Consider the following 25,205-nt stretch of genomic DNA (forward strand, 5'->3'; position numbering starts at 1 on the left):
GATGACCGTCCACGAACGCGTCCTGTGCCCCTACTGCCTCGACCACGTCCAGTACGACGAGTCCCGGCTGCACCGCCGCACCGAGACCTTCAGCTACGAACGCCTCGACCCCGCCGACCTCGTCAGCCCCCTGCGCCGCGCCGACGTCCTGCGCTCCGCGTTCCAGGCGTGCGCCGGCGCCGAGGGCGGCGAACCCCACTTCGTGCCCGTCCCCTACCTCACCAACGGCCGCCCCTTCACCGTCGCCATGATCGGCGCCTCCGGCAGCGGCAAGAGCCACCTCCTCACCCAGATGGTCGCCGAGGTCATCGGCGGCGGCCTCGACCCCTACGGCGTGCGCTGGCAGTCCGTGAACCCCGCCGACCACGCCGCGTTCGTCCGCGAACGCGTCGTACGGCTGCGCCAGGGACGGCAGTTGGAGGCCACCGGGCAGACCTCGTTCGCCGAGTTCGTCGAAGCGCTCCTGCTCACCGGCGCCGACCGGCAGGTACGGCCCGTCGCCTTCTTCGACCTCGGCGGCGAGGACCTCATGCGCACCGACAGCCTGCTGCGCTTCCTCCTCGGCGTCGACGCCCTCGTCTTCGTCGTCGACCCGCTGCTCGCCCTCAAGCTGCCCCACCTCGACGAGCCCCGCAAGGACGCCGGGCTCGAACTCACCGGCAGCGACCCGGCGTTCGAGACCGTCCTCGACCGGCTCCCGCTGCGCGACGGCTACCTCGACATCCCCTGCGCGCTCGTCGTCGGCAAGGCCGACCTGCTGCGCTTCGAACCCCCGGTGGACCGCTGGCTCGGCCAGGACTCCTCGTACGACCCCCGGCTGCTGCGGGAGGAGAGCCGCGACGCGTACGCCTTCCTGCGCCGGCACGCCGACCCCGGCTGGCTGCGGCCCTTCGACAGCGCGCTGCGCTGCACGCTGCACTTCGCGTCCGCGACCGGGGGCAGTGCGCGTGACAGCCACTTCCCCCAAGGGGTGCGCTCCCGGCGGGTGTTGGGGCCACTCGTGTCCATCCTCGCGATGTGCGGCATGTTCACGAAGGAGACCGCTGCGGGGGGTGTCGCCGGTGGCGGACTCCGCTGACGCCGACCTCCTGCTGTTCCGCTGGGAGGGCAACCGCGACCGGTACGGCACCGGGATCGCGGCGAGCGCGCACTCCTGCGGGGAGGCGCGGGCCGAGGAACTGCGGCTGCTGCTGGCGCCGTTGCTGCGGGTGGAGGGCGCGCAGAGCCGCCGCTCCAGCGTCGTACGGTGCTTCGACCCGGCCACCGGCGAAGCCGTCGTCGTCCACCGCCGGCCCGCACTCGACGCGCGCGGCCGGGAGTCGACCGTCTCCCGCGTGCTCGTCGGCGACCCCGCGCTCCTCACCGCCCGCGACTCCGTCACCCTCGCCGACCAGCACTGGGAGTGGCTCGGCGTGCCCGACGACGTGTCCGGGAAACTGGAGCGGGTGCCCACCGACACCGTGCGCGGGCAGTTCGCGGAGGCGTTTCCGCGCTACCTGAACAACGTCGCCTACATCCGTACGCCGCTCGAAGTCGCCGTCGCCCAGCTCATCCGGACGCCGGGGCACCGGCTCACCTTCCTGCGCCGCGAGGTGCAGAGCCTGGAGAAGGCCAGCTATGCGCCGCTGCTCATCTGGGGGGTGTGCGCGATGCTCGGGGAGTGGCTCGGGGACACGTCGTTGACGTACGCCAGCTTCGACACCCAGGCCGATGCGCGGCTGCGGCTCGTCTGCGTGCCGGAGTGGCCCCGGTCGGCGGTGGGGGGAGTCGGCGTGGAACGGATCTCCTTCGCGCAGGCGCCCCGGGACGAGGCCCGGCAAGTCGCCGCGCGGCTCGTGGAGTTGTTCCTCGCCGAGCCGGAGAGGCCGGAGGCGCTCGCGGCGGTGCTGCGGGGATGTCCGGGGCCCGGGGACATGGGGGCGGGGGAGCGGCTGGACCGGTTGATCGGGGGGTTGGTGGGGGGTGGGGGAGAGGTGCGGGCAGTTCCTGTGGTGGAGAGGGGGCCCGAGGTGGTGCCTGGGCAGGGGCCTGAGGTGCTGTCAGAGGTCGTGTCCGAGGCGGTGTCCGAGGTGGTGCCCGAGGTGCCGGCCGCGCCGGAACCCGTACCCGTAGTACCCGTGATACCCGTAGCACCCGCGCCGGAGCCGACACCCGTCTCCCCGCTGGTCATCCCCGTACCCTCCGTAGTACCCGTCGTACCCCTCGTGGTCCGCGCAGTTCCTGTGGACCCTCCTCACCCCCCACCCCCCGACCCGCTACCCCCCGTCGCCGCCTACGTCCCCGTCGACCCCCTACCCGTAATGCCCGTAGTACCCGTAGTACCCCCCCTCCCCAAGTCCTACGACCACCCCGCCCCGCAACTCCCCGCCCCCGAACCCCCGCCCCGAGCCGACCGCCACCTCCCCCACCGCACCCGACGCCTCGGCCGTCTAGTCAAGTACTCCTCCCCGGAGTGGTGGCGTCAGCGGCCCACCCGGGAGGCACCCGGCCCCCTCCTCACCCGGCTGACGGGACTGGACCGCCTGTCCGACGGCACCCTCTGCGGGGAACTCGCCCGCCCCGACCTGTCCCCCCGGGCCGCGCAGGAGATCCTGCGGGCGCTGGAACGCCGGACCAGGTGGCGTACGTTCGCGGAGGCCGTCGCCCTCGCCGGGACCGTCTTCGGCCACGGCATGTTCCTGCGGAGCGAGTGGCGGACGGCGCTCGCCGAGGAGGACACCCGGCACGGGGGAGTCGCGGGCGCCGTACGGATGTTCCGCTGGGCGGTGCTGCCGTACCTGGGCCGGCCGGAGCTGGCGGCGAGGGTGACCGGGATGCTGGCACCGCTGGCGCACCGACAGCCGCCGGAGGTACGGGAGTTCTGGCGCCGCGCGCTGTTCGAGCAGGACCCCGCGCCGGAGCTGCCGGCCGTGCTGTGGCGGGAGCTGGCGAGGACCCGGCCGTGGGAGGAGCACGTACCGGTACCGGACGAGCTGAGCCCCATCATCGAGTTCGACCACCCGGCCCCGGCGGACCACGTACCCCCTCAGTCGTACCCGGTGACTACCCCCGCCCCTCCCCTCACCCCCATCCGCACCACCCACCGCACCCCCTCACCCCCCGACGACACCGCGAAGTTCGTCACGATCGCCCTGGCCCTGCTCGCCCTCTTCGTCCTGCTCATCCTCCTGCTGAACCGGTAAGCCTCTTACCTCCCTCCGACCCCGCCGCCCCCACCCGTACCCGTCGCCTTCACGCCACCGCCACCCACCCCACCCCGCTCGTTCGACCCCCCTCGCGACACTCCTGGCGCACGCATTCCGACACGAACCGGCCGGCAGACGTCCGCCCAGGTCGAGAGGGACCCCCATGTCAGAGGTCAACCGGCGCCGCTTTCTCCAACTCGCGGGTGCCACCACGGCGTTCACCGCGCTGTCCGGGAGCATCGAGCGGGCGGCGGCGCTGCCCGCGAACCATCGGACGGGGTCGATCGAGGACGTCGAGCACATCGTCGTCCTGATGCAGGAGAACCGCTCCTTCGACCACTACTTCGGCCGGATGAGCGGCGTACGCGGCTTCGGCGACCCGCGCCCGGTCGTCACCCGCCAGGACGGCAAGCCGGTCTGGTACCAGTCGGACGGCAAGAAGGACGTCCTGCCCTTCCGCCCCGACCACGACGACCTGGGCCTCGCCTTCGTCCAGGACCTCCCGCACGGCTGGAACGACGGCCACGCCGCGTTCGACGGCGGCAAGTACGACAAGTGGGTCCCCTCGAAGGGCTCCACGACGATGGCGTACCTGCAACGCGGCGACATCCCCTTCCACTACGCGCTCGCCGACTCCTTCACGATCTGCGACTCGTACCACTGCTCGTTCATCGGCTCGACCGACCCCAACCGGTACTACCTGTGGACGGGTCACACCGGTAACGACGGAAAGGGCGGCGGCCCGGTCCTCGGCAACGACGAGGCCGGGTACTCCTGGACGACGTACCCGGAGCGGCTGGAGAAGGCGGGTGTCTCCTGGAAGATCTACCAGGACGCCGGTGACGGTCTCGACAAGGCGGGCGGCTGGGGCTGGATCCAGGACGCCTACCGGGGCAACTACGGCGACAACTCGCTCCTGTACTTCACCCAGTACCAGAACGCGAAGCCCGGCGACGCCCTCTACGACAAGGCCCGCACCGGCACTGACGCCAAGAACGGCGAGGACTACTTCGCGCAGCTGAAGGCCGACGTCAAGGCGGACAAGCTCCCGCAGATCTCCTGGATCGTCGCCCCCGAGGCGTTCACCGAGCACCCCAACTGGCCCGCGAACTACGGGGCTTGGTACGTCTCGCAGGTCCTCGACGCGCTCACCTCGAACCCCGAGGTGTGGTCGAAGACGGCCCTGTTCATCACGTACGACGAGAACGACGGCTTCTTCGACCACGTCGTACCCCCCTTCGCGGAGGAGGGCCGCTCGACGGTCGAGGTCGGCACCGAGGTCTTCAAGGGCGATGCCGCAGGGCACGTCCCCGGCCCCTACGGGCTCGGCCAGCGCGTCCCGATGATCGTCGTCTCGCCCTGGAGCAAGGGCGGTTACGTCTGCTCCGAGACCCTCGACCACACCTCGGTCATCCGGTTCATGGAGCGCCGCTTCGGCGTCCACGAGCCCAACATCTCGCCCTGGCGGCGCGCGGTCTGCGGCGACCTGACGGCCGCGTTCGACTTCTCCCGCAAGGACGTCCGCCCGGTGACGCTGCCCTCGACGGCCGCGTACGAGCCCGCCGACCGTAACCGGCACCCCGACTACGTCCCGACCCCGCCGGCCCACCCCGCCCTGCCCCGGCAGGAGCGCGGCCACCGGCCCACCCGGCCCCTCCGGTACGCGCCCAGCGTCGACGCGAAGACCGGCTCCGGGGCGCTGACCCTGACGTTCGCCTCCGGGGCGCACGCCGGGGGCGCGTTCCTCGTCACCACGCCCGGCGTAACTCCCCGGAGCTACACGACCGGCGCGGGCAAGAAGATCTCGGACACCTTCACGGGCGCCTCCTACGACCTCACGGTCCACGGGCCGGCCGGCTTCCTGCGCACCTTCAAGGGCGAGACCGCGCACACCGGCCCCGAGGTCGTCGCCCGCCATGTCGGCGACCACGTCGAGCTGACCTTCACCAACAAGTCCAAGGACACGGTCGAACTCCGCGTCACCGACGCGTACCGCTCCCGTACCACCACGGTGAAGCTCCGCCCGAAGGCCGTCCTCAAGCGCACGGTCGAGACGAGTAAGGGCCACCGCTGGTACGACCTGACGGTCACCTCGCACGCCTCCTCCACGTTCCTGCGCCGGTTCGCGGGGCACGTGGAGAACGGACGGCCGGGGGTCAGCGACCCGGCGATCATCACCGAGTAGTCGTACCCGGGTAGTACTACGGGACCACTCACCCGAGGGGGCGGGTGGTCCCGTAGTACTGGGTCACACGTACCGGATCACACGTACTGGGCCGTCTTGTACTTGCCCTGCTCCGTGCGGTCCACCACGTCGTCGCTCCACGAGTTGGGAGTGGTCAGCCCCCACTCCTCCCGCAGCGCCGCGTGCTCCGCCTTGTTCATGCTCACGTACCACTGGCCCCAGCGGCACCACCCCATGGGCTCGTCGCTCTCCGTCGCCACCGCCTTCACCAACTGCGCCACCACCGGCCGCATTTCCGCCGCCTGCGCCTCCAGGTACTGGTTCTGCCGGTAGGTGGCCTGGTCGCCGTGCTGGAACATGGCGTACGCGGAGTCCTCCATGTGCAGGCCGTGCCCTTCCAGCTTGGCCGTCCCCTCCCGCCGCACCGGCACGGAGGAACTGTTCGCGACCCCGGCGTTGAGCCGGTTCAGCAGGTTGACCTTCTCGGTCGACGCCTCGGCGATCTGGCCGCCGCCGGCCATCGCGCCCATCGTGGAGTACGCCTCGTGCAGGTCGTAGTCCCCGGTGTACAGGTACGTCTTCCAGTTCGGGAGCGACTTCAGGGCGGTCAGCTGCGGGCCGCCGCCTTGTGTCAGCACCGTGACCGGCACGTACTGCTCACTCCGGGCGCCGGTCCGCACGATGCCCAGGTCCAGGACCTCCTGGGCCGGGTTGTCGACGCGCACCCCCAGCAGCCCGCCCTGCCCCCAGTGCCCGACGAAGCCGTCCAGGTCTTCGTCAGCGAGCCACTTCAGCACCGCGTCCGGGTCGGCCTGCGAGCCCTCGCGCCCGTACTCCTTCTTCACCGAGGACGGTTTGATGGACTTCTCCAGGATGGTGTGCGGCTTGGGCTTCGCCCCCTCCGCGATGCGCTTGACCGAGAACTCGCCGGTCTCCCGCACGGCGATCGTGTAGTGGTACTTCTTGCACACCTCCGCGATGGGAGCCCAGTGCTCCTCCCACGCGATCTGCCGGAGCACCGCCGCACGGGGGCCGGGGGTGACGGCGCCGTCGGAGTCGGTCGTGGCGGCGGCGAAGTCCCGCAGGGGGTTGGCGGGTTGCTGCTGGGCGGGCTCGGGGTCCTCGTCGTTGAACATGCGCTGGAGGGATGTCTCCGACGCGGGCCGGACCACGGTTTCCGCAGCCGCCTCGACCGCCGCCCCCGGCGCCCGCTGGACGGACGCCCGCTGCGCCACCCCGGACGACTCCGCCGCCGGCACCGGCCCCGCCAACACCCGGTGCGCCGTCCGCTCCGCCTCCCGCTCGAAGCGGTCCGACGGATCCGACACCCGCAGCCCCGAACCGTTGTCCGTGCCCGACACCGGCCCCGAACGCTGCTGCACGACGTGGACGAGTTCATGCGCGAGCGTGTGCCGGTCGCCCCCGCCCTCGCCGATCACCACATGGTGCCCGGACGTGTACGCCCGCGCCCCGACCTCCGTCGCGGACCGCTGCGCGGCCGGGCCGTCGTGCACACGGACGTCGGAGAAGTCCGCCCCGAGCCGCTGCTCCATCTCGGCGCGCACGGGTTCCGCGAGGGGACGCCCCGGCGAACGCAGCACATCGGGCACGGCCGACCGCTGCACGGCCTGTCCCTCCGGCCCGGCCTCGTCCCGCCACCGCTGCATCATCCGGGCGACGGCCGCGTTCCCGACGGCACGCTGCATAGGCGCAAGGCCCTGCGGTAAAAGAAACCCGTCCCCATCACTCCGCCGAACCGGACCCGCCCCACGACGCCCCTCGACGGCCGTCTCCGGCTGTTCCTTCTTGGCGTACATGACGAACCCACCCCACTTCTCTCCGCGATCTTTCCCCCTTGCTACGAGCACCCTCACCACGGATGAAGAGCCGAAGGGGCAGCACGGAGGCAACACCGACTGCCCGAAGGGAGCCCCGGTGGGACGTGGACGGGCGGAGGCCGGTTCGGCGGGGTGTGCGCTCAGTTCAGCCGCTTCACGCTCCCCGCCACCTGACGGCCCCCGCCCTGATCGTGGGCGCGGGGCTACAACGCCGTCAGCTGGCCAGGACCCGTCGTCGGGCGCGGCAGCATCGCCGGTTCCTGCGACGCCGACTCCGGCCGCAGCGCGAGGACCGCCGCGACGGGGTGCTCGTCGTGCGGGACACCGGCGGGCTCAGGGAGCGCGATGTGGTCGGGTACGACGATGTCGCCGGGTACGCCGTCGTCGTGCGCGACCTCGCCGGTGCGCTCGACATCCTCGTACCGATCGGAATCCTGTACGCCGCTCCCGGCCACCTCAGGCGTCGCCCGGGACAGCAGCACCACGCCTCTGCCCGCCAGCCCCGCCCCCGCGGCGGCGACGAGGATGCCCCCGGCGCCTCCCTGGAGGCTCTCGCCCAGCAGGGTCAGGCCGATGACCGCAGCGGCCACCGGGTTGGAGAGCGTGACCATGGAGAGGGGTGCGCCGAGGCCGTCCTGGTAGGCGGTCTGGGAGAGGAGCAGGCCCGCCGTCGCGAACGCGGCGACCAACAGGGCGATCCCCAGGACCTGGTACAGCGGCAGCGACCCCGTGTCGGTGAGCGCCACCGTCACCGTCTGGGTGAGCGCCGAGGCGACCCCGGAGGCGATGCCGGACGCGGTCGCGTGCCGGAGGCCGGGCTTCGCGCCGGGCTTCGCCAGGAACGCGATCACCGCGACGGTCGCACTCGCGACGGCGATGGACTGCGCACCGTCGAGCGTCTTCTCCGGCGCGGGCCCCGACGCGACGACGAGGATCGCCGCGAGCCCGGCGAGGGTGTACGACGTCCCCCGCCACTCGGCCCGGCTGACCTTGCGCCCGGCGATCCGCGCACCGAGCGGCACAGCGGCGACGAGCGTGAGCGCCCCCAGCGGCTGCACGACGGTCAGCGGACCGTAGTTCAGCGCGACGACGTGCAGCAGCGCGCCGCCCCCGTTGAGCAGCACGGACCCCCACCAGGCACCCCGCCGGACCATCCGCATGATCCCGGCCCCGGACGACTGGGACGCCAGCCGCTCCTGGGCGACCGCGGCGGCGGCGTACGCGACCGCGGAGAACAGTGACAGGACGACCGCGACGAGGGTGGCGTTCATCGGCCAACTCCCACGAGTTCCTTGACGGGCTCGGCCGTCGTCTCCGGTTCGGGTAGTACTTCAGGGGTACGGGTCCTGGGCGGCCGGACGAAGGCCAGCGCGACCCCGAGCAGGGCGCCCGCGACGATCGCGTCGAGCCAGTAGTGGTTGGCCGTCCCGACGATCACCAGCAGCGTCAGCGCGGGGTGCACCAGCCACAGCCACCGCCACCGGGACCGCGTGGCGACGATCATCCCGATCGCCAGCATCAGCGCCCACCCGAAGTGCAGCGACGGCATCGCGGCGAACTGGTTGGAGAGGTGGTCCGTCTGCGGCGGCCCGTACACGGAGGGCCCGTAGATCCGCGCGGTGTCGATCAGCCCCGTACCGGACAGCATCCGGGGCGGCGCCAGCGGAAAGAGGAGGTGGCCGACGAGCGCGGCCCCGGTGACGACGGCGAGCACCCGCCGCGCCCACACGTAGTGCGCGGGGCGGCGGAGGTACAGCCAGACCAGGAAGGCGAGCGTCGCCGGGAAGTGGACGGTCGCGTAGTACACGTTCGCGGCCTTCGCGAGGCCGTCCCCGTGCAGCAGGAGGCCCTGCACGTCGACCTCGGAGGGGAGGCGGGCCCAGCGTTCGAAGTCCCACACGTGATGCGCGTTGCGGAACGCTTCCCCGGTATGGCCGGTCGCCAGCTGACGGCCGAACTTGTAGACGAGGAAGAGCCCTGCGACCAGCAGCAGCTCGCGGACTATCGGAGGCCGGGCCGCTGTGGACCCCGCTCCCTCTCCAGGCTCGGTGCGGGCATTCATCCCCATGCCTTTTCGTTCACGGTGGTGCGCTGCGACGGTGGCCGCAGTGTCGATACGAAAGCGTATCGATACGACAGTGTACCGATACGATCGAGTACCGGTACACTGGAGTATCGATTGACTTACGCCACATCGATCCGGTCCCCGGACCGGGAATGAAACGGAGAGGGAGAACGATGACGTCGCAGGCCGCGGAGGTGCCGGAGACGGCCGCGTCGCGCCGCTCCAAGCTCACGCCCGAACGCGAGCAGGAGTTCTTCGACGCCGTCCTCGAACAGCTACGGGCGTGCGGGTACGAGGCCGTCACGATGGACGGCGTCGCCACGAGCACGCGATGCAGCAAGTCCACGCTGTACCGGCAGTGGAAGACGAAACCCCAGTTCGTCGCCGCCGCCCTGCGCTCCTGCCGGGAGGTCCGCTTCGCCGGCATCGACACGGGCTCCCTCGCGGGCGACCTCCGCGCGGCGGCCCTCGTGGGCACGGACTCGGCGGGCAAGGACACGGCGCTCATGCAGGCGCTGGGCCACGCGGCCATCCAGGACCCCGAACTCCGCCAGGCCCTCCGGGAGACGCTGATCGAACCCGAGGTCGAGGCGGTCCGCCAGATACTCCGCCGGGGCGTGGAGCGCGGCGAGATCCCGGCCGACCACCCGGCGCTGGAGTTCGTGCCGGTCCAGCTGTACGGAGTGCTGCGCGTCCGCCCGGTCCTGGAGGGCAAGGAAGCGGACCCGGACTATCTGCTCCGCTTCGTGGAAGCCGCCGTCCTGCCCGCCCTCGGCATCCCCTAAACCCAGGTCGGACGTCCACGGGATGACTGGACGCCGACCTGCCGCGCCGCACCGTGGGGACGGGGGCGGCGCACCACCCGGCCGGGTGGGCCCCCTCTTGAGCGGAGAGGGGTCCCACCCGGCCGAACATTTTCCGGGGCCAGTTTTTTTCCGGGGGCCGTCAGATGTCGTGCCCGCTGCCTCCGCCGGAGGCCGGCTTGATGCCCGTGGTGATCTGGTCGATCACCGTGAGCTTCTGGTCCGCGTCGACGCCGAACCGCAGGACGACGAAACGGGTGGGGTCGGCCGGGGACGGGAACGCCACGGACTCCACGATCCCGTCCGCGCCCTTGCTGGTCACCGCCTTCCAGCGGATCTGGTAGCCCTTCTGCCCGGCGACGGTCACCGCCTTGGACGCGAGGACCTCGTGGGAGGTGATCGCGCCGTACGTGGTCCCGCCGTACGACTGCTCCGCGTTCGCGGAGATGTCGGCCTTGGCGACCTCCTCGGCGGTGGACCCGGCGATCCTCAGCGCGTCCGCGGGGGCGGAGTAGACGCCGCCCTTCGTGCAGCTCTTGGACGTGTCGCCGGGGCAGGGGTACGAGGAGTCGGAGTTCACCTGCGCACCGACGCCCATCTGCTGCCCGGTCCAGCCCTCGGGGATGGGGATGCTGATGCCGTTGACGGTGTCGGTGACGGCCCCGCTCTTGATCTCGGGCGCCTCGGACTGCCCGGGAGCGGGACCCCCACCGCCGGAACCGCCCGAGCCGCCGGACCCACCGGAGCCGCCGGACCCTCCGCCGTTGCCCCCGAAGGGCCCGCCCTGCCCGCCGCCAGGCCCCTGCGCGGTCCCGGGCCCGTTGCTCCCCCCGCTGTCCTTGGTCAGCGCGTACACCCCGACCCCGATGCTCGCGAGCACCGCGACAGCGGCGGCGACGGCTATCCCGATCCGCACACCGGTCCGGGACCCGCCCCCGGGCGCGGCCGGATACCCGGGCTGCCCCGGATAGGGGTCCTGCCCGGGGTACACGGGGTACGCCTGAGGCGCGGTGGGATACCCGGAGGCGAGCACGTCCCCCTGACCGCCCCCGTAATACCCAGGAGCTCCGGTACTAGTACCTGAGACCCCCACCCCCGAGAACTCGGCGGGCCCCACGGCCCCTATAGCCCCTGAGGACTCCGCGCTCTTCTCGAACTCCACGCCCGGCGCGGAGTCTTCGCGCCCTTCTTCGGCCGCACTCCCTTCCTCGGAATGCTCCGAACCGCCCGTCGACGGCTCGGGGGAAGCGGAGCCGTCCGCCCCCACGACCCGGGTCCGTTCGGTCCACGCCCCACCGTCCCACCACCGCTCGGAGGAAGGACCGTCACTCGTCTGCCCCGGGTCGGGGTACCACCCGGGTGGTATCGCCTGCGTCATGCCCCCACCGTATGAGGCATCGGTGAAAGCCGTATGAGAGGAAGCCCCCGGGCACCGGGGAAATCCCCCCGGCATGGCGCGATCTCGCCGCCCGACGCCCGTCAACCCAGCTCCCCGCGCACCGGAGTTGACCCGCACCCCCGTCCGGCGCAGGCCGCGAGGCCCCCGTACCCCACCCCGATGTCACCCACCCGAGGAACGCCTCCCCGGACCGGCCCCTAACACCCCTCCCGTGCGGCTACGCTCAAGGTTTGTACGTCGTTCGGGCGACTCGGGGAGGTAACGGGATGACGGAGGCAGGGCCACCGCCGGCCACCTCGGCCTCCCTGTGGGAGCGCGACGCGGAAGTCGTCACCATCGCCCGGGCGGTGGCCGACCTGCGCGCCGACGCGCCTTCCCGGGGCCGTCTTCTGGTCTTCCGGGGCGAAGCGGGCCTCGGCAAGACCGCGCTGCTGGCCGAGACCCGCCGCCGGGCGGAGGCCGCGGGCTGCACGGTCTGGTCCGCGCGGGCCGGCGAGACCCTCCGCTCGGTCCCCTTCCACGTCGTACGCCAGCTCCTGCAACCGGCGCTCCTGTCCCTCATGGAGGAGGAGGCCCGCACGTACCTGGGCGACTGGTACGACATCGCGGGCCCGTCCCTGGGCCTGACGCGACCGGGCCTGACCCCGAGCGACCCGCAGGGCGTGTACGACGGCCTGGTGGAACTCGTACGGCGCCTGGCGGCCCGCGACTACCCCCTGGTCCTGCTGATCGACGACGCGCACTGGGCGGACCAGGAGAGCCTGCGCTGGCTGGCCGCGTTCGCGGAACGCCTGGCCGACCTGTCGGTCCTGGTCGTCGTGGCGCACCGCCCCGGCGAGGCGGACGAGGCGGGAGCGGCGTACCTGAGGGCGGTGGACGACCTCGCGGGCGACGCCGTGCGCGGCCTGGCCGTCCTCTCCCCGCCCGCCGTCGCGGAGCTGACCCGCGCGACGCTCGGCGACCGGGCGGACGACCCGTTCTGCCGCGAGGTGTGGGCGGTGACCGGCGGAAACCCGTACTACACGGTCGAGTTGCTCGCGAAGGTCCACGACCGGGACCTGGAACCGACGGAATCGGCCGCCGAGGAACTCCGCGCCATCAACAAGGCGGCCCACGACGGCGGTTTCCTCGCCCACCTCGAAGGACTCGGCATCGAGGCGACCCGCTTCGCGTGGGCGGCGGCCATCCTCGGCACCGGCATCTTCGTCGACCACGCGGCCGGCATGGCGGGCCTCGGCCGCGACAAGGCCGACCAGTGCGTCGAGGTGCTGCGCACCGCCCGTATCCTCACCGCGCCGGGCCCGGCCGACGACGGCGACCTCGTCTTCGTGCACCCGCTGATAGCGACCGCCGTCTACAGCAACATCCCCGAGTTCCTGCGCGGCGCGATGCACGGCGTCGCCGCGAAGGTCGTCCTGGACGCGGGCCGGGGCATCGCTGCCGCCTCCCGCCACCTCCTCGAAGTGCACCCGGAGGGCGACGCCGACCTCGTCGAACAGCTCCGCGAGGCCGCCCGCGCCCACCTCTCCGTCGGCGCCCCCGACGCGGCCCGCCGCTGCCTGGAACGCGCGCTGGAGGAACCCCCGGCCGCTCGGGTGCACGCCCAGGTCCTGTACGAACTCGGCTGCGCGACCCTCCTCACGTCCCCGTCCCAGACGGTCGCCCACCTCAGCCGCGCCCTCGAACTCCCCGGCCTGGAAGGGGAGTCGCGCGTCGACGCCGTATGCCGTCTCTCCCAGGCCCAGATGCACAACAACGAGCTGGACGCGGCCGTCCGCACGGTCCGTACGGAAGCCGCCCGGCACGAACCGGGGCCCGCGCGGATGCGGCTGACGGCCGTCCAGTTCATGTGGGAGCGCCTCGTCCTCGGCGAGGCGTCAGCCCCCGGCAGCTCCGAACGGCTCGCCGAACTCGCCGCGACCTGCACGGGCCGCGACAACGGCGAACGCGCGCTGCTCATCCTGCGCGGCTTCGACGCGACGTGCCGGGGCGAGAACGCGGAGGAGATCGCCGAACTCTGCGACCGCGCCCTGGAGAACGGCGGCCTCGCGCCCGGCATCGACTGGACCGGCACCGAGTGGGGCATCGAACTGCCGATGATGCTCGCGTCCGCGTACGCCTACACGGACCGCCTCGACCGTGCCGACACCCTCTTCAACGGGGCCCTGCGCGCGTACACCTCCGCCGGCTGGAGCGGGGGCCATCTCTCGCTGGCCCACGCGTACTTGGGCCTGGGGCTGCGGCGCCGGGGCCGCTTGCGGGAGGCGGAGGAGTCCCTGCGCGAGGCACTGCGCCTCGCGGAACGCGTGGGCCGGGGACTCCCGCTGTACTGGTCGGCGATCTGCAACCTGGTCGATGTCCTGCTGACGCGGGGCCATATCGAGGAGGCGTGGCGGGTGGCGCAGCAGTACGACTTCGTCGCGCCCTACCCCTCGACGATCGTCCTCCCCGACCCGCGCTCGGTCCGTGGCCGTCTGCTTCTGGCGGTGGGCCGCACGACGGAGGGCATCAACGAGCTGGAGGAGGCGGAGAAGTCGGCAGCGGCGCGGGGCCACTTGAACCCGGTGATGGTCCCCTGGGCCCTCGACCTGGCCCGAGCCCTCTCGACAGAGGACCCCGCCCGAGCCTCCCGCCTGGCGGCCGACGCCCGCACCCGAGCGGAACGCCTGGGCACGGACACGGCGATCGGAGAAGCACTGCGCTGCGCGGCATCACTGGAAACGGGCCAACGAGCGGTCCGCCTGGCAACGCAGGCGGTCACGTACCTGGAATCGTCCCCGTGCCAGTACGAACACGCGGCGGCGAGGATCGAGTACGGGGAGCTGTCGCGCTCGGCGTCGGAGTTGAAGAGGGGGTTGGCGTTGGCGCGCTCGTGTGGGGCGGACGGTTTGGTACGGCAGGCGGAGGGGGCGTTGGCGGCGCTGGAGTAGGGGTGCCGTCTCAGGGGGGGGGCGGGGCGTGGAGCGGGGCTGTCTTGTGAGGCGGTGGCTGGGGTAGCGGTGTCTTTTGGGATGGCGGGCGTGGGGCTGGGCTGCCGTTTCAGGCGGTGGCTGGGGTAGCGGTGTCTTTTGGGATGGCGGGCGTGGAGCTGGGCTGCCCTTTCAGACGGCGGCTTGGGGTAGGGCTGCCGTTTCAGGGGGAGGCTGGAGCAGGGCCGACTTTTCGGGCGACGGCTGGAGCTGGGTGCTTTTCATACGGCGACTGGAGAGGCGGTGTCTTTTCAAGCGCCGGCGAGCTGTGTTCTTTAGGGGCGCGGGGAACTGCGCGACCAGCCACGACGGCGCCGCACCAGCCCACTCACAAGCCCACCCACACAGCTCACAACCACCCCCTCACCCCGCCTCTTCCTCCGCCAAAACCCTCTGCGCCACGGCAAACGCAGAATTCGCCGCAGGCACCCCGCAATAAACAGCCGTCTGCAACAACACCGCCCCAATCTCCTCCGGCGTCAACCCATTCCGCCGAGCAGCCCGCACATGCATCCCCAACTCCTCATAATGCCCGTGCGCGACAAGTGCCGTCAGCGTCACAAGACTCCGCTCCCGCCGAGACAACGTCGGATCAGTCCATATCTCCCCCCACGCATACCGAGAGATGAAGTCCTGAAACCGCGAGGTAAAAACGGACTGCCGCTCCTGAGCCCGATCAACATGCGCATCCCCGAGAACCTCCCGCCGCACAGCCATCCCCAACGCGGCCCCACCCCCAAGATGCACACGCAACGCACTCAACACGGCGTTGGGACACTGCACAGGAGCAAGATGCGCGGCCCCGGGAATCTCCACCAGCGTCGAACCAGAAACCCCGTCGGCGATCTCCCGAGCATGCGAGGGAGGCGTAGCCGGATCCTCCCGCCCGGCGATCACCAGGGTCCGAGCCTGAATCTCCCCCAGCCGCTCCCGCACATCGAAGGACGCAAGGGCGTCACAACAGGCGGCATACGCCCCGGAATCGACGACGGCAAGGTCCCGCAACAACGAGGGAACCCGAAACTCCCCGGCGAACCACCGCCCAGCGGTGCTCTCAAGAAGCCACTCCACGCCCTCCTTCCGCACACGAGAGGCCCGCTCCTCCCAAGGAGCAGCCCCACCGAAATACGCGGAAGAACACACCACGGCCAACGAGGAAACCCGCTCGGGATACTCCAAGGCCAACTGCATCCCAATGGCCCCACCGATGGAAACCCCGGCATAAGCAAACCGCTCGATCCCCAGAGAATCCGCCAACCGCACAACAAGCGCGGCAAGTTCACTCATACTCGCCCCGGCAGAAACCAACTCCGCCGCAGACCCCCCATGCCCAGGCAGATCCCACCGCACGACCCGATGAGTCACGGACAACTCAGGCGCAACCTGATCCCACAACGCGTACGAGGTCCCCACCGAAGGCCCCAGCAACAACGGCGGAGCCGAAGGAGCCCCCTCGGCACGATAGTTGAGCAGCTTCTCGGTCAACGTCGCTCCAACGCACGATCGGTGAGAACACCGGCAAGCCCGGTATAACGAACAGGATCGGCAAGATCCGAAAGATCAAGCCCCTTCAACTCGGCCTCGTCCGAAAGAAGTTCCACGAGAGACCGCCCCTCCGCATAGGTCCGCCGAGCAAGGGAGGACAACAACTCCTTGGCCCGCCCCCGCCCAAGAACAACGGCCAACTCGGCGGCAAGCCGCTCGGACATGATCAACCCATGCGTGAGCCCGAGATGCGACCGCATCACCTCGCCCAACACCCGCAACCCCTCGACAAGTTGCACAGCATCCCGCGCGGCCCCACCAACGAGCCGCAGCAGATCCCGAAGCGGCTCCCACTCGGCATGCCAGGCCCCCGCAGGCCGCTCGTCCTCGGCGACAAGCGCCCCGTACAAGGTCGCGGCAAGCTGCGGCGCCCGCCGAGCCGCAGCCGAAATCAGCGTGGACCGCACCGGGTTGGCCTTGTGCGGCATGGCGGAGGACCCGCCCCCACTGCCCTCGGCGACCTCCCCCACCTCGGTGCGCGCCAGCGTCAGCACATCGACGGCGACTTTCCCGAGCGCCCCCGCCGTGAACGCTAGCGCCCCGGCAAGATCCGCGACCGGCGTCCGCAGCACATGCCAGGGCAACTCCGGCTCCCGCAGCCCGACTTCGACGGCGAAGACCCCCGGCAGAGAGCTCACATCACCGGCGCCGTACACGGTGAACGCGGCCAACGTCCCCGCCGCACCCCCCAGTTGCGCAGGCAGCGAGTCCCGTACGGAGGCCACCCGATCCCGCGCGTCCAGCACCAGGGCCCGCCAGCCGGCGGCCTTGAGCCCGAAGGTCGTCGGCACGGCGTGCTGGGTGAGCGTACGGCCCGGCATCACGGTGTCGCGGTGGACGGCGGCGAGACCGGCCAGCGCGTGCGCGGTGCGGTCGAGGTCGGCGAGGACCAGGTCGAGGGTGCGGGCGGCGACCAGCATCGCGGCGGTGTCCAGGATGTCCTGGCTGGTGGCACCCCGGTGCACGTACGGCCCGTACTCCGCGCCGACCGCCGCCGTGAGGTCGGCGACCAGCGGGATCACCGGATTCCCGCCCGCACGGGCGCGCTCGGCGAGGGCGTGCACGTCGAACCGCGCCGGATCGGCCGCCTCGGTGACGGCGACAGCGGCCTCGGCGGGCGCCAGGCCCAGCGCCGCCTGCGCACGGGTCAGCGCGGCCTCCGCGTCGAGGAGGGCCCGCAGATACGCGGCGTCACTCGTCGCGGCTGCGGCCGGAGAACCGGTCCAGCCGGGAGCGAGCAGGCCGTCGTCACTCACCGGAACTCCAGGAAGACCGTCTCGCCCTCGCCCTGGAGCCGTACGTCGAACCGGTACGACCCCGGCCCGTCCTCGGCGGCGACCAGCGTGCCGCGCCGCTCCGGGGCGACCCGCGTCAGCAGCGGGTCGACGGCGTGCGCGGCCTCGTCGCCCGGCAGATAGATCCGCGTGTACAGATGCACCAGCAGCCCGCGCGCGAACACGCACACACTGACGTACGGCGCACTCGCCCCGCGCGCCGCCGGGCGCAGCGTCCGCGCCGACCAGTGCCCGTTGCTGTCGGTCTGGACCCGGCCCCACCCGGTGAACTCCACGCCGTTGCGCCCCAGGAACCCGCCGGTCGCCGGGTCCCTGCGCATCGACCCGTCCACGTGCGGGATCTTGCCCTCGGGGTCGGCACTCCACAGTTCGAGCAGCGCGTCCGGCAGGGGATTGCCCTCACCGTCGTACACGTACCCCTGGAGGGTGATCGTCCCCGGATGCCCCACCGGCGCGATCTCCCCACCGCCCGGGAACGGCAGCGCGTGTCCGTAGAACGGCCCCACGGTGTGCGAGGGCGTCGGCAGTACCGCCCCGCTCGTGTCGTCGATCCTCATCAGCGCCCCTCCTCCATCCACGTCGCCTGCGGCCCGTCCAGCACGATGTCCCACCGGTACCCCATCGAGAACTCCGGCACCGACAGCCCGTGGTCGTAGGTCGCGACGAGGCGCTGGCGCGCGGCGTCGTCGGTGACGGACTGGATGATCGGGTCGTACGGAAACAGCGGATCGGCGGGAAAGTACATCTGCGTCACCAGCCGCTGGGTGAACGCACTCCCAAAAAGGGAGAAGTGAATGTGAGCGGGCCGCCAGGCATTTACATGCTGCCGCCAGGGATAAGGACCGGGTTGAATGGTGGTGAACTGATAGAACCCGTCCTGATCGGTCAAAGTCCGCCCGACCCCGGTGAAGTTGGGATCCAGTGGCGCATCATGCTGCTCACGCTGATGCGCATACCGCCCGGCAGAGTTGGCTTGCCAAACCTCAACAAGCTGCCCCCGCAAGGGCTTTCCCCCCCGATCAACAACCCGCCCGGAAACGGTAATCCGCTCCCCAACAGGCTCCCCGTTGTGCTGCCGGGTCAGATCATTATCGACCTCGGTAATATCCCGCTCCCCGAAGGCGGGGGAGGAGAGCTCAACGAGTTCGGGATCTTTGCTGGTGTCGATGGAGACGAGGGGCTGCTTGGGATGACGCAGGACGGACGAACGATAGGGTGCATAGCCACGCCGAGGATGATGCTCAACGGGAGCCCCATCACCGACCCGCTTCTCATAAGCGGCGTGCTCGGCGGCTATCTCAAGGTCAATATCATGCTGGGTGAGAGTCATAAGAGGGGAACCTTTAGCTACCTAGGGGCGCGGGGAACTGCGCGATCAGCCACACACAACCCGCACCAGCCAGTGAACAGAACCAGGCAGGACCTACCGCTCAAACACAACCGCGAGCCCCTGCCCAACACCGATACACAACGTGGCAACCCCAACCCCCCTCCCCTTCCGAGTCAGTTGATGAGCCACAGTCCCCGCCAACCGAGCCCCAGAAGCTCCCAACGGATGCCCAATGGCAATAGCCCCACCCTGCGGATTAAGAACCGCCGGATCAAACTCAGGCCACTCAGCCACACACCCCAACACCTGCGCAGCAAACGCCTCGTTCAACTCCAACACATCCAGATCCCCAAACCCCTTACCAGCCTTACCCAACGCCCGCTGGACAGCCTCAACAGGAGCCAACCCAAAATACTGAGGCGCGATCCCAGCAACCCCCACAGCGGAAACCCGGGCAAGAGGCTCACGCCCGGTCCGGCGAAGCCCTTCCTCATCCACCAACAACACCGCAGCCGCACCATCATTCAACGGCGAAGCATTTCCAGCGGTAACACTCCCACCCTCGGCCCGGAACGACGGCTTCAACTTGGCCATAGCCCCCAGCGAAGCATCCCCCCGCACACACTCATCCACCCCGAAGGCAACATCGCCCCCCTTCCGCTGAGGAACGGAAACGGAAGCCAACTCAACGTCGAACAACCCTTGTTCCCGAGCAGCCGCAGCTTTCCGATGCGACCCCAACGCGAACTCATCCTGCTGCTCACGCGTGATCTTATGCTTATCGGCAATCAACTCGGCCGACTCCCCCAGCGGAATGGTCCACTCGGGCGCCATCTTGGGATTGACCATCCGCCACCCCAGCGTGGTCGAGTACAACTCGGCGTTGCCCGCAGGGAAAGGCCGATCACTCTTGGGCAGCACATACGGCGCCCGAGTCATCGACTCCACCCCACCGGCGACAACAACAGACGCGTCCCCGACGGCAATAGCCCGAGCCCCCTGAACCACCGCCTCCAACCCGGACGCACAGAGCCGATTGACGGTCACCCCAGGCACACTCACCGGCAACCCCGCGAGCAACGCGGCCATCCGCCCGACGTTGCGATTCTCCTCGCCCGCCCCGTTCGCGTTCCCGAAGTACACGTCCTCCACGAGCGCGGGATCCAACTCAGGCGTACGCCCGAGCAGTTCCCGGATCACATGCGCCCCGAGATCGTCGGGCCGCACACTCGCGAGCCCCCCGTTGTAGCGCCCGAAGGGCGTACGGACCGCGTCGACGATGTAGACGTCCTTCATTCCAGACCCTCCGTCACGATCACCTTGGCCTCGGTCTTGGCCGCGATCTCCTCCACGCGCACCCCGGGAGCCGTCTCGACGAGCACGAGCCCTTCCCCGGTGACGTCGAGCACCCCCAGGTCGGTGATGACCCGGTTCACGCACCCCTTGCCGGTGAGCGGCAGCGCACACTCGGAGAGGATCTTCGGCGACCCGTCCTTGGCCGTGTGCGTCATGACGACGATGACGGTCCGCGCCCCGTGCACGAGGTCCATCGCCCCGCCGATCCCGGTGATGAGCTTCCCGGGAATGGCCCAGTTGGCGAGGTCACCACCGGCGGAGACCTGCATCGCCCCCAGCACGGCGACGTCGATGTGCCCGCCCCGGATCATCCCGAAGGACAGCGCGGAGTCGAAGAAGGAGGCCCCCGGCAGCACGGTGACGGTCTCCTTCCCGGCGTTGATCAGATCCGGGTCGACGTCGTCCTCGTACGGGTACGGCCCGGTCCCGAGGATGCCGTTCTCGCTCTCCAGGATCACTTCGACCCCGGCGGGAAGGTAGTTCGGGATGAGCGTCGGCAGCCCGATGCCGAGATTGACGTACTGCCCGTCGCGCAGCTCGCGCGCCGCCCGCGCGGCCATCTCCTCGCGTGTCCAGGCCATCAGCTGCTCACCGTCCGCTGCTCGATCTTCTTGTCGGCGGCCTGCGAAGGGGTCAGCGCGATCACGCGCTGGACGAAGATCCCCGGCAGATGCACGGCGTCGGGGCCGATCTCGCCGGGCTCCACCAGCTCCTCCACCTCGGCGATCGTGACCCGCCCGGCCATCGCCGCGAGGGGGTTGAAGTTCCGCGCCGACTTGTTGAAGACGAGGTTCCCGTGCCGGTCGCCCTTCGCCGCCCGGACCAGCGCGAAGTCGGTCCGGATGCCGCGCTCCAGGACGTACTCCACCCCGTCGAACTCCCGCACCTCCTTCGGTGGCGAGGCCACGGCGACGCCGCCCGCACCGTCGTACCGCCACGGCAGCCCGCCGTCCGCGACCTGCGTGCCCACCCCGGCCGGGGTGAAGAAGGCCGGGATTCCCGCACCTCCCGCGCGCAGGCGCTCCGCCAGCGTGCCCTGGGGGATCAGCTCGACCTCCAGCTCACCGGCGAGGTACTGGCGCGCGAACTCCTTGTTGGCCCCGATGTAGGACCCGGTGACCCGCGCGATCCGCCCGGCCGCGAGCAGCACCGCGAGGCCGGACTCCATCGCACCGCAGTTGTTGGAGACCACCGACAATCCGCCCGACCCGCGCGCGAACAGCGCGTCGATCAGCACGGTCGGCACACCGCTCAGTCCGAACCCGCCCACCGCGAGCGACGCGCCGTCGGGTACATCGGCCACCGCCTCCCGGGCCGTGGCGACCACCTTGTCCATCCGTCGAGCCCCATCTCTCCCATTGCTCAGCGCACTGAGCATTTCAGCGAGGATGTCCTCACGCTCCCACCGTGACGGCCGACCGTCAAGACTCTTGCATTGAAGCAGGTAGGACGTGTGCGGAGAGTAAAGACAGCGAGTGGACCGTGCAGGTATCGTTCAGTGCACCAACGAATTCGACGAGGGGAGCGTCCATGGGCGCGGTGGACCTCACCACTCATCCCGGGCACCTGGCCCGGCGGCTCCAGCAGGCCCACTACCTGCTGTGGAACACGATGGTCTCGGAGGAGACCACCTCCCCGCAGTTCGCCGTCCTGAACACGCTCGTCGACGAACCCGGCCTCGACCAGCGGACGGTGGGGGAGCGGGTGGGGCTCGACCGGTCGACGATCGCCGAGGTGATCAGCCGGCTGAGCAGGCGCGGACTCATCGACAAGGTCCGCGACCCGCAGGACGGCCGCCGCTCCCTGCTGCGGCCGACCGAGGAGGGCGTCCGCGTCCACCGCAAGCTGACTGTCCGTACGGCGCGCATGAACCAGGTCTTCCTCGCGCCCCTGTCGGTCACCGAACAGGCCCTGTTCTTCGCGCTCGTCCAGCGGCTCGCCGACGCGGCGGAGAACCTGCGCCACCCCGGCGAACCGGCGTACGCGCGCGAGACCGCCCCCGACCCGCAGACCGCCCGCTGACCCTCAGGACGCCCGCGCGAACACCACCCACACCTGCCCGCGCGCGAAGTTCACGCCCTTCCCGTCCCGCGTGGTGAACCGCGTCCCGTCCGCCGCCCTAGCCCGCTTCCAGACGACGTCGTACGACCGCCCGCCGCGCAGCACGGTCGCCCGCCCGGAGCCGACGGTCTGCGGATACGGCGTGTGGTTGCCCAGGACGTCGTGGAAGCGGCTCCTGCGGACCTTCACGTACTGCACGACGACCGTCGCCGGAGCCACCCGCCGGGCCGCCGCCCCGTCCATCCGCACCAGCCAGCGCGCCCGGCCCGCCGACCAGGTGAACGTGAACCGCGCCGCCGGATAGCGCACCGTACGGGAGTTCACCGCCCGCCCTCCCGCGGGCGCGGGCCCGAAGCGGAACCCGGTCGCCTCCAGCGCGCCGGCCCCCGGCGCAGAGCGCACCAGCCGGTCGGGGCGCAGATAGAGGTTGTGGGGCGCCGGTTTCGCGCGGCCCCGGTAGTACGCGCCGGACACCTCACCGGGCTCGATCGCCCTGAGCGGCGCCCTGTCGATCAGCGGGTGCAGCTTGCGCTGGGCGCCCGAGAACGCGAGCACCGGCCGGTCGAACTGGCGCAGCAGCTCCAGGTCCGACTGGCGCGCGCTGCGGACCGGTCCGACGGCCTGGGGGAGCTTCGTCGCGTACACCGCCATCAGGCGGCTCATCCCGCCCTCGACCGGCTCGACGTACACGACGTCCGCCGCGTCGAGGCCAGTGTGGGGGCGGGCGGCGCGCGCGTTGTCGATCTTCACGGCGAGGACGGGGCCCGTGCGCGTACGGGGCTTCAGGGCGCCGTTCACCGCGTCGTCGCCCGCGCGCGGGGTGATCGTACAGCCCGCCGCCAGAGCCGTCGTGAGGGTCGCGGTCAGCAGGAGCGCGGCTGTGCGGGCCGTACCTGTCAGATTCGGTCGTGCGATGTTCACGGGTGCCACCAGTCCGTATCCCTAAGAGGTGCGCCGAAGAGGTCGCTGGTGGCCATACCCGATCAAAAGCGATCAGGCTCGATCTGTTGCGCCGTTCAGGTGGCGGGCGTCCCCAGGATCTCCCCGAGGTCGTACCGGACCGGCTCCTCCAGCTGCGCGTACGTACAGCTCTCCGGCGTCCTGTCCGGGCGCCAGCGGCGGAAGCGGGCCGTGTGGCGGAAGCGGACGCCGTTCTCCATGTGGTCGTACGCCACCTCCGCGACCCGCTCGGGCCGTACCGGCACCCAGGAGAGGTCCTTCTTCCCCGACCAGCGGCTCGGCGCCCCCGGCAGTCTGGCCGCCTCGTGCGCCGCCGCGTCCCCCCAGGCCGCCCACGGATGCGCCGAGGCGTCCGCCATCCGCAGCGGCTCCAGCTCCTCGACCAGCTCCGCGCGCCGGGCCATCGTGAACGACGCCGACACGCCCACGTGCTGGAGGGTGCCCTCACCGTCGTACAGGCCCAGCAGCAGCGAACCCACCACCGGGCCGCTCTTGTGGAAGCGGTACCCGGCGACGACCGCGTCCGCCGTGCGCTCGTGCTTGATCTTGAACATCGCGCGCTCGTCCTGGAGGTACGGCAGCGCGAGGGGCTTCGCGATCACGCCGTCCAGTCCGGCGCCCTCGTACTGCTCGAACCAGCGCGCGGCCACCGCCGTGTCGGTCGTCGCCGGGGCCAGGTGGACGGGCGCGGGCACGCCGTCCAGCGCGCGTTCCAGGAGGGCGCGGCGGTCGCTGAGGGGGACGTCCAGGAGGGCCGTGTCGGCGAGCGCGAGCAGGTCGAAGGCGATGAACGACGCCGGGGTGCGCTCGGCGAGCGTGCGGACCCGGGAGGCCGCCGGGTGGATGCGCTCGGTCAGCGCGTCGAAGTCCAGCCGCCCGTCCCGCGCGATCACGATCTCCCCGTCCAGCACGCACCGCTCGGGCAACCGCTCCTTGAGCGCCGCCACCAGCTCGGGGAAATACCTGGTCAACGGCTTCGTCGTCCGGCTGCCCAGCTCGGCGGCGTCCCCGTCGCGGAACACGATCGCGCGGAAACCGTCCCACTTCGCCTCGTACTGCATGCCCGGCGGGATCTTCGCCACCGACTTGGCGAGCATGGGCTTCACGGGAGGCATCACCGGCAGATCCATGGGGGAATTCTGCTCTTATGTGACAGAAAATGCCTGATATGTGAGGTTCGCCTACCGTGGCCCCATGGGCGATGCGGTCGAGCTGGAAGCGGGCGGACGGACGGTACGGCTGTCCAGTCCCGACAAGATGTTCTTCCCGGAGCGCGGATTCACGAAGCTGGACCTCGCCCGGTACTACCAGGCGGTCGCCCCCGGCATCCTGCGCGCCCTGCGCGAGCGCCCCACCACCCTGGAGCGCTACCCCGACGGCGTGACCGGCGAGAACTTCTTCCAGAAGCGCGCCCCCAAGAACATGCCCGACTGGATCCCCACCGCCCACATCGCCTTCCCCAGCGGACGCAGCGCCGACGAGATGTGCCCCACCGAGGAGGCCGCCGTCCTGTGGGCCGCGCAGTACGGCACCCTCACCTTCCACCCCTGGCCCGTCCGCCGCGCCGACGTCGACCACCCCGACGAACTCCGCATCGACCTCGACCCCCAGCCCGGCACCGACTACGACGACGCGGTCCGCGCGGCCCACGAACTGCGCGCCGTGCTCGACGAGTTCGGCGGGCTGCGGGGCTGGCCGAAGACCTCCGGCGGGCGCGGACTGCACGTGTTCGTCCCCATCGAACCCCGGTGGACGTTCACCGAGGTGCGGCGCGCGGCGATCGCGGTCGGGCGGGAGATGGAACGCCGGATGCCGGACGCCGTAACCATCAAGTGGTGGAAGGAGGAAAGGGGGGAAAAGATTTTTCTTGACTACAACCAGACCGCCCGCGACCGCACCATCGCCTCCGCCTACTCCGTACGTCCCCACCCGCACGCCCCCGTCTCCGCCCCCCTGCGCTGGGACGAGCTGGACGACGCACACCCCCGGGACTTCGACCTCGCGACCATGCCCGCGCGCTTCGCCGAACTCGGCGACGTGCACGCGGACATGGACGATCACGCGTACTCGCTGGACGCGCTGCTGGAGCTGGCGCGCCGGGACGAGCACGAGCACGGGCTCGGCGATCTGCCGTACCCGCCCGAGTACCCCAAGATGCCGGGGGAACCCAAGCGGGTACAGCCGAGCCGAGCCCGCGCTGACTAACGGCGCTTG

The 25,205-nt window shown here is 70.9% G+C and carries 20 protein-coding genes; 7 read left to right on the forward strand and 13 right to left on the reverse strand.

The genetic code is table 11. The features are described from left to right. Window position 1 precedes the first annotated feature (1 nt). The 3 genes from J8M50_RS39885 to J8M50_RS39895 all read left to right on the forward strand — a co-directional run bounded on the left by J8M50_RS39885 (window position 2) and on the right by J8M50_RS39895 (window position 5,370). Window positions 2-1,078, forward strand: coding sequence for a hypothetical protein (locus J8M50_RS39885; RefSeq protein ID WP_050987293.1), 1,077 nt, complete (start codon window positions 2-4; stop codon window positions 1,076-1,078). Next, entirely contained in the window at window positions 1,062-3,182 is a 2,121-nt protein-coding gene (locus tag J8M50_RS49450) for a hypothetical protein (protein WP_141655602.1), read from the forward strand. Before J8M50_RS39885 ends, J8M50_RS49450 begins: the two co-directional genes overlap by 17 nt. A 166-nt stretch (window positions 3,183-3,348) precedes the next feature. Further along, the gene (locus J8M50_RS39895) at window positions 3,349-5,370 is read left to right on the forward strand and encodes a phosphocholine-specific phospholipase C (protein WP_010355925.1); all 2,022 of its coding nucleotides are present in this window, start codon (window positions 3,349-3,351) and stop codon (window positions 5,368-5,370) included. 77 nt (window positions 5,371-5,447) lie between these two features. On the opposite strand, the gene J8M50_RS39900 is transcribed toward J8M50_RS39895, so the two are convergent. The 3 genes from J8M50_RS39900 to J8M50_RS39910 form a co-directional block, all read right to left on the reverse strand. Further along, entirely contained in the window at window positions 5,448-7,076 is a 1,629-nt protein-coding gene (locus J8M50_RS39900) for an eCIS core domain-containing protein (RefSeq protein ID WP_010355924.1), read from the reverse strand. Window positions 7,077-7,411: 335 nt separating this feature from the next. After that, window positions 7,412-8,479, reverse strand: coding sequence for a DMT family transporter (locus tag J8M50_RS39905; RefSeq protein ID WP_010355923.1), 1,068 nt, complete (start codon window positions 8,477-8,479; stop codon window positions 7,412-7,414). Beyond that, window positions 8,476-9,270, reverse strand: coding sequence for a phosphatase PAP2 family protein (locus tag J8M50_RS39910; RefSeq protein ID WP_040837191.1), 795 nt, complete (start codon window positions 9,268-9,270; stop codon window positions 8,476-8,478). Before J8M50_RS39910 ends, J8M50_RS39905 begins: the two co-directional genes overlap by 4 nt. Window positions 9,271-9,446: 176 nt before the next feature. Here J8M50_RS39910 and J8M50_RS39915 point away from each other — a divergent pair, with 176 nt between their 5' ends. Continuing rightward, a complete protein-coding gene (locus J8M50_RS39915; RefSeq protein WP_010355921.1) occupies window positions 9,447-10,058 on the forward strand; it encodes a TetR/AcrR family transcriptional regulator in 612 nt (203 codons plus the stop codon). Between the two features lie 160 nt (window positions 10,059-10,218). On the opposite strand, the gene J8M50_RS39920 is transcribed toward J8M50_RS39915, so the two are convergent. After that, a complete protein-coding gene (locus J8M50_RS39920) occupies window positions 10,219-11,454 on the reverse strand; it encodes a DUF2510 domain-containing protein (protein ID WP_029184158.1) in 1,236 nt (411 codons plus the stop codon). 287 nt (window positions 11,455-11,741) lie between these two features. On the opposite strand from J8M50_RS39920, the gene J8M50_RS39925 reads away from it, so the two are divergent. Then, window positions 11,742-14,405, forward strand: coding sequence for an ATP-binding protein (locus J8M50_RS39925; RefSeq protein ID WP_010355919.1), 2,664 nt, complete (start codon window positions 11,742-11,744; stop codon window positions 14,403-14,405). Window positions 14,406-14,807: 402 nt separating this feature from the next. Here the strand turns inward: J8M50_RS39925 and pcaDC are convergent, their stop codons facing one another. The 7 genes from pcaDC to J8M50_RS39960 form a co-directional block, all read right to left on the reverse strand. Next, window positions 14,808-15,929, reverse strand: coding sequence for a bifunctional 3-oxoadipate enol-lactonase/4-carboxymuconolactone decarboxylase PcaDC (gene pcaDC / locus J8M50_RS39930; RefSeq protein ID WP_029184157.1), 1,122 nt, complete (start codon window positions 15,927-15,929; stop codon window positions 14,808-14,810). After that, the gene (gene pcaB, locus J8M50_RS39935; RefSeq protein ID WP_010355917.1) at window positions 15,926-17,245 is read right to left on the reverse strand and encodes a 3-carboxy-cis,cis-muconate cycloisomerase; all 1,320 of its coding nucleotides are present in this window, start codon (window positions 17,243-17,245) and stop codon (window positions 15,926-15,928) included. Before pcaB ends, pcaDC begins: the two co-directional genes overlap by 4 nt. Next, on the reverse strand, window positions 17,242-17,841 hold the full coding sequence (gene pcaG / locus J8M50_RS39940; RefSeq protein WP_010355916.1) for a protocatechuate 3,4-dioxygenase subunit alpha: 600 nt from the start codon (window positions 17,839-17,841) through the stop codon (window positions 17,242-17,244). The genes pcaB and pcaG overlap by 4 nt, the downstream gene beginning before the upstream one ends. Then, complete coding sequence (gene pcaH, locus J8M50_RS39945) at window positions 17,841-18,614, reverse strand: protocatechuate 3,4-dioxygenase subunit beta (protein ID WP_010355915.1); 774 nt, start codon at window positions 18,612-18,614, stop codon at window positions 17,841-17,843. Before pcaH ends, pcaG begins: the two co-directional genes overlap by 1 nt. 93 nt (window positions 18,615-18,707) lie before the next feature. Next, on the reverse strand, window positions 18,708-19,910 hold the full coding sequence (locus tag J8M50_RS39950) for a thiolase family protein (protein WP_010355914.1): 1,203 nt from the start codon (window positions 19,908-19,910) through the stop codon (window positions 18,708-18,710). Continuing rightward, entirely contained in the window at window positions 19,907-20,551 is a 645-nt protein-coding gene (locus J8M50_RS39955) for a CoA transferase subunit B (RefSeq protein ID WP_010355913.1), read from the reverse strand. Before J8M50_RS39955 ends, J8M50_RS39950 begins: the two co-directional genes overlap by 4 nt. Continuing rightward, window positions 20,551-21,306 (reverse strand): CoA transferase subunit A, encoded by a 756-nt coding sequence (locus tag J8M50_RS39960; protein WP_010355912.1) that lies wholly within the window; start codon window positions 21,304-21,306, stop codon window positions 20,551-20,553. Before J8M50_RS39960 ends, J8M50_RS39955 begins: the two co-directional genes overlap by 1 nt. A 194-nt stretch (window positions 21,307-21,500) precedes the next feature. On the opposite strand from J8M50_RS39960, the gene J8M50_RS39965 reads away from it, so the two are divergent. Further along, window positions 21,501-21,992 carry a MarR family winged helix-turn-helix transcriptional regulator gene (locus tag J8M50_RS39965; RefSeq protein WP_010355911.1) on the forward strand — a complete coding sequence of 164 codons (492 nt, stop codon included), beginning with the start codon at window positions 21,501-21,503 and terminating at the stop codon, window positions 21,990-21,992. A 3-nt stretch (window positions 21,993-21,995) separates the two neighbouring features. Here the strand turns inward: J8M50_RS39965 and J8M50_RS39970 are convergent, their stop codons facing one another. Next, on the reverse strand, window positions 21,996-22,961 hold the full coding sequence (locus J8M50_RS39970) for a DUF3048 domain-containing protein (RefSeq protein ID WP_010355910.1): 966 nt from the start codon (window positions 22,959-22,961) through the stop codon (window positions 21,996-21,998). Between the two features lie 86 nt (window positions 22,962-23,047). Continuing rightward, complete coding sequence (locus J8M50_RS39975; protein WP_010355909.1) at window positions 23,048-24,121, reverse strand: ATP-dependent DNA ligase; 1,074 nt, start codon at window positions 24,119-24,121, stop codon at window positions 23,048-23,050. Between the two features lie 64 nt (window positions 24,122-24,185). Between J8M50_RS39975 and ligD the strand changes: the two genes are divergently transcribed. Then, window positions 24,186-25,196 (forward strand): non-homologous end-joining DNA ligase, encoded by a 1,011-nt coding sequence (gene ligD / locus J8M50_RS39980; protein WP_010355908.1) that lies wholly within the window; start codon window positions 24,186-24,188, stop codon window positions 25,194-25,196. Window positions 25,197-25,205: the final 9 nt, after the last annotated feature.

The sequence above is a fragment of the Streptomyces acidiscabies genome, assembly GCF_020010905.1.
Classification (GTDB): domain Bacteria; phylum Actinomycetota; class Actinomycetes; order Streptomycetales; family Streptomycetaceae; genus Streptomyces; species Streptomyces acidiscabies.

What these genes read in the sequence shown, in the direction of transcription:
- J8M50_RS39960 (WP_010355912.1), bottom strand. Translation starts at nt 21,306, where the DNA reads ATGGACAAGGTGGTCGCCACGGCCCGGGAGGCGGTGGCCGATGTACCC.
- pcaG (WP_010355916.1), bottom strand. Translation starts at nt 17,841, where the DNA reads ATGAGGATCGACGACACGAGCGGGGCGGTACTGCCGACGCCCTCGCAC.
- J8M50_RS39910 (WP_040837191.1), bottom strand. Translation starts at nt 9,270, where the DNA reads ATGAATGCCCGCACCGAGCCTGGAGAGGGAGCGGGGTCCACAGCGGCC.
- J8M50_RS39925 (WP_010355919.1), top strand. Translation starts at nt 11,742, where the DNA reads ATGACGGAGGCAGGGCCACCGCCGGCCACCTCGGCCTCCCTGTGGGAG.
- J8M50_RS39955 (WP_010355913.1), bottom strand. Translation starts at nt 20,551, where the DNA reads ATGGCCTGGACACGCGAGGAGATGGCCGCGCGGGCGGCGCGCGAGCTG.
- pcaH (WP_010355915.1), bottom strand. Translation starts at nt 18,614, where the DNA reads ATGACTCTCACCCAGCATGATATTGACCTTGAGATAGCCGCCGAGCAC.
- J8M50_RS39915 (WP_010355921.1), top strand. Translation starts at nt 9,447, where the DNA reads ATGACGTCGCAGGCCGCGGAGGTGCCGGAGACGGCCGCGTCGCGCCGC.
- J8M50_RS39975 (WP_010355909.1), bottom strand. Translation starts at nt 24,121, where the DNA reads ATGGATCTGCCGGTGATGCCTCCCGTGAAGCCCATGCTCGCCAAGTCG.
- J8M50_RS39950 (WP_010355914.1), bottom strand. Translation starts at nt 19,910, where the DNA reads ATGAAGGACGTCTACATCGTCGACGCGGTCCGTACGCCCTTCGGGCGC.
- ligD (WP_010355908.1), top strand. Translation starts at nt 24,186, where the DNA reads ATGGGCGATGCGGTCGAGCTGGAAGCGGGCGGACGGACGGTACGGCTG.
- J8M50_RS39965 (WP_010355911.1), top strand. Translation starts at nt 21,501, where the DNA reads ATGGGCGCGGTGGACCTCACCACTCATCCCGGGCACCTGGCCCGGCGG.
- J8M50_RS39885 (WP_050987293.1), top strand. Translation starts at nt 2, where the DNA reads ATGACCGTCCACGAACGCGTCCTGTGCCCCTACTGCCTCGACCACGTC.
- J8M50_RS39900 (WP_010355924.1), bottom strand. Translation starts at nt 7,076, where the DNA reads ATGCAGCGTGCCGTCGGGAACGCGGCCGTCGCCCGGATGATGCAGCGG.
- J8M50_RS39920 (WP_029184158.1), bottom strand. Translation starts at nt 11,454, where the DNA reads ATGACGCAGGCGATACCACCCGGGTGGTACCCCGACCCGGGGCAGACG.
- J8M50_RS39905 (WP_010355923.1), bottom strand. Translation starts at nt 8,479, where the DNA reads ATGAACGCCACCCTCGTCGCGGTCGTCCTGTCACTGTTCTCCGCGGTC.
- J8M50_RS39895 (WP_010355925.1), top strand. Translation starts at nt 3,349, where the DNA reads ATGTCAGAGGTCAACCGGCGCCGCTTTCTCCAACTCGCGGGTGCCACC.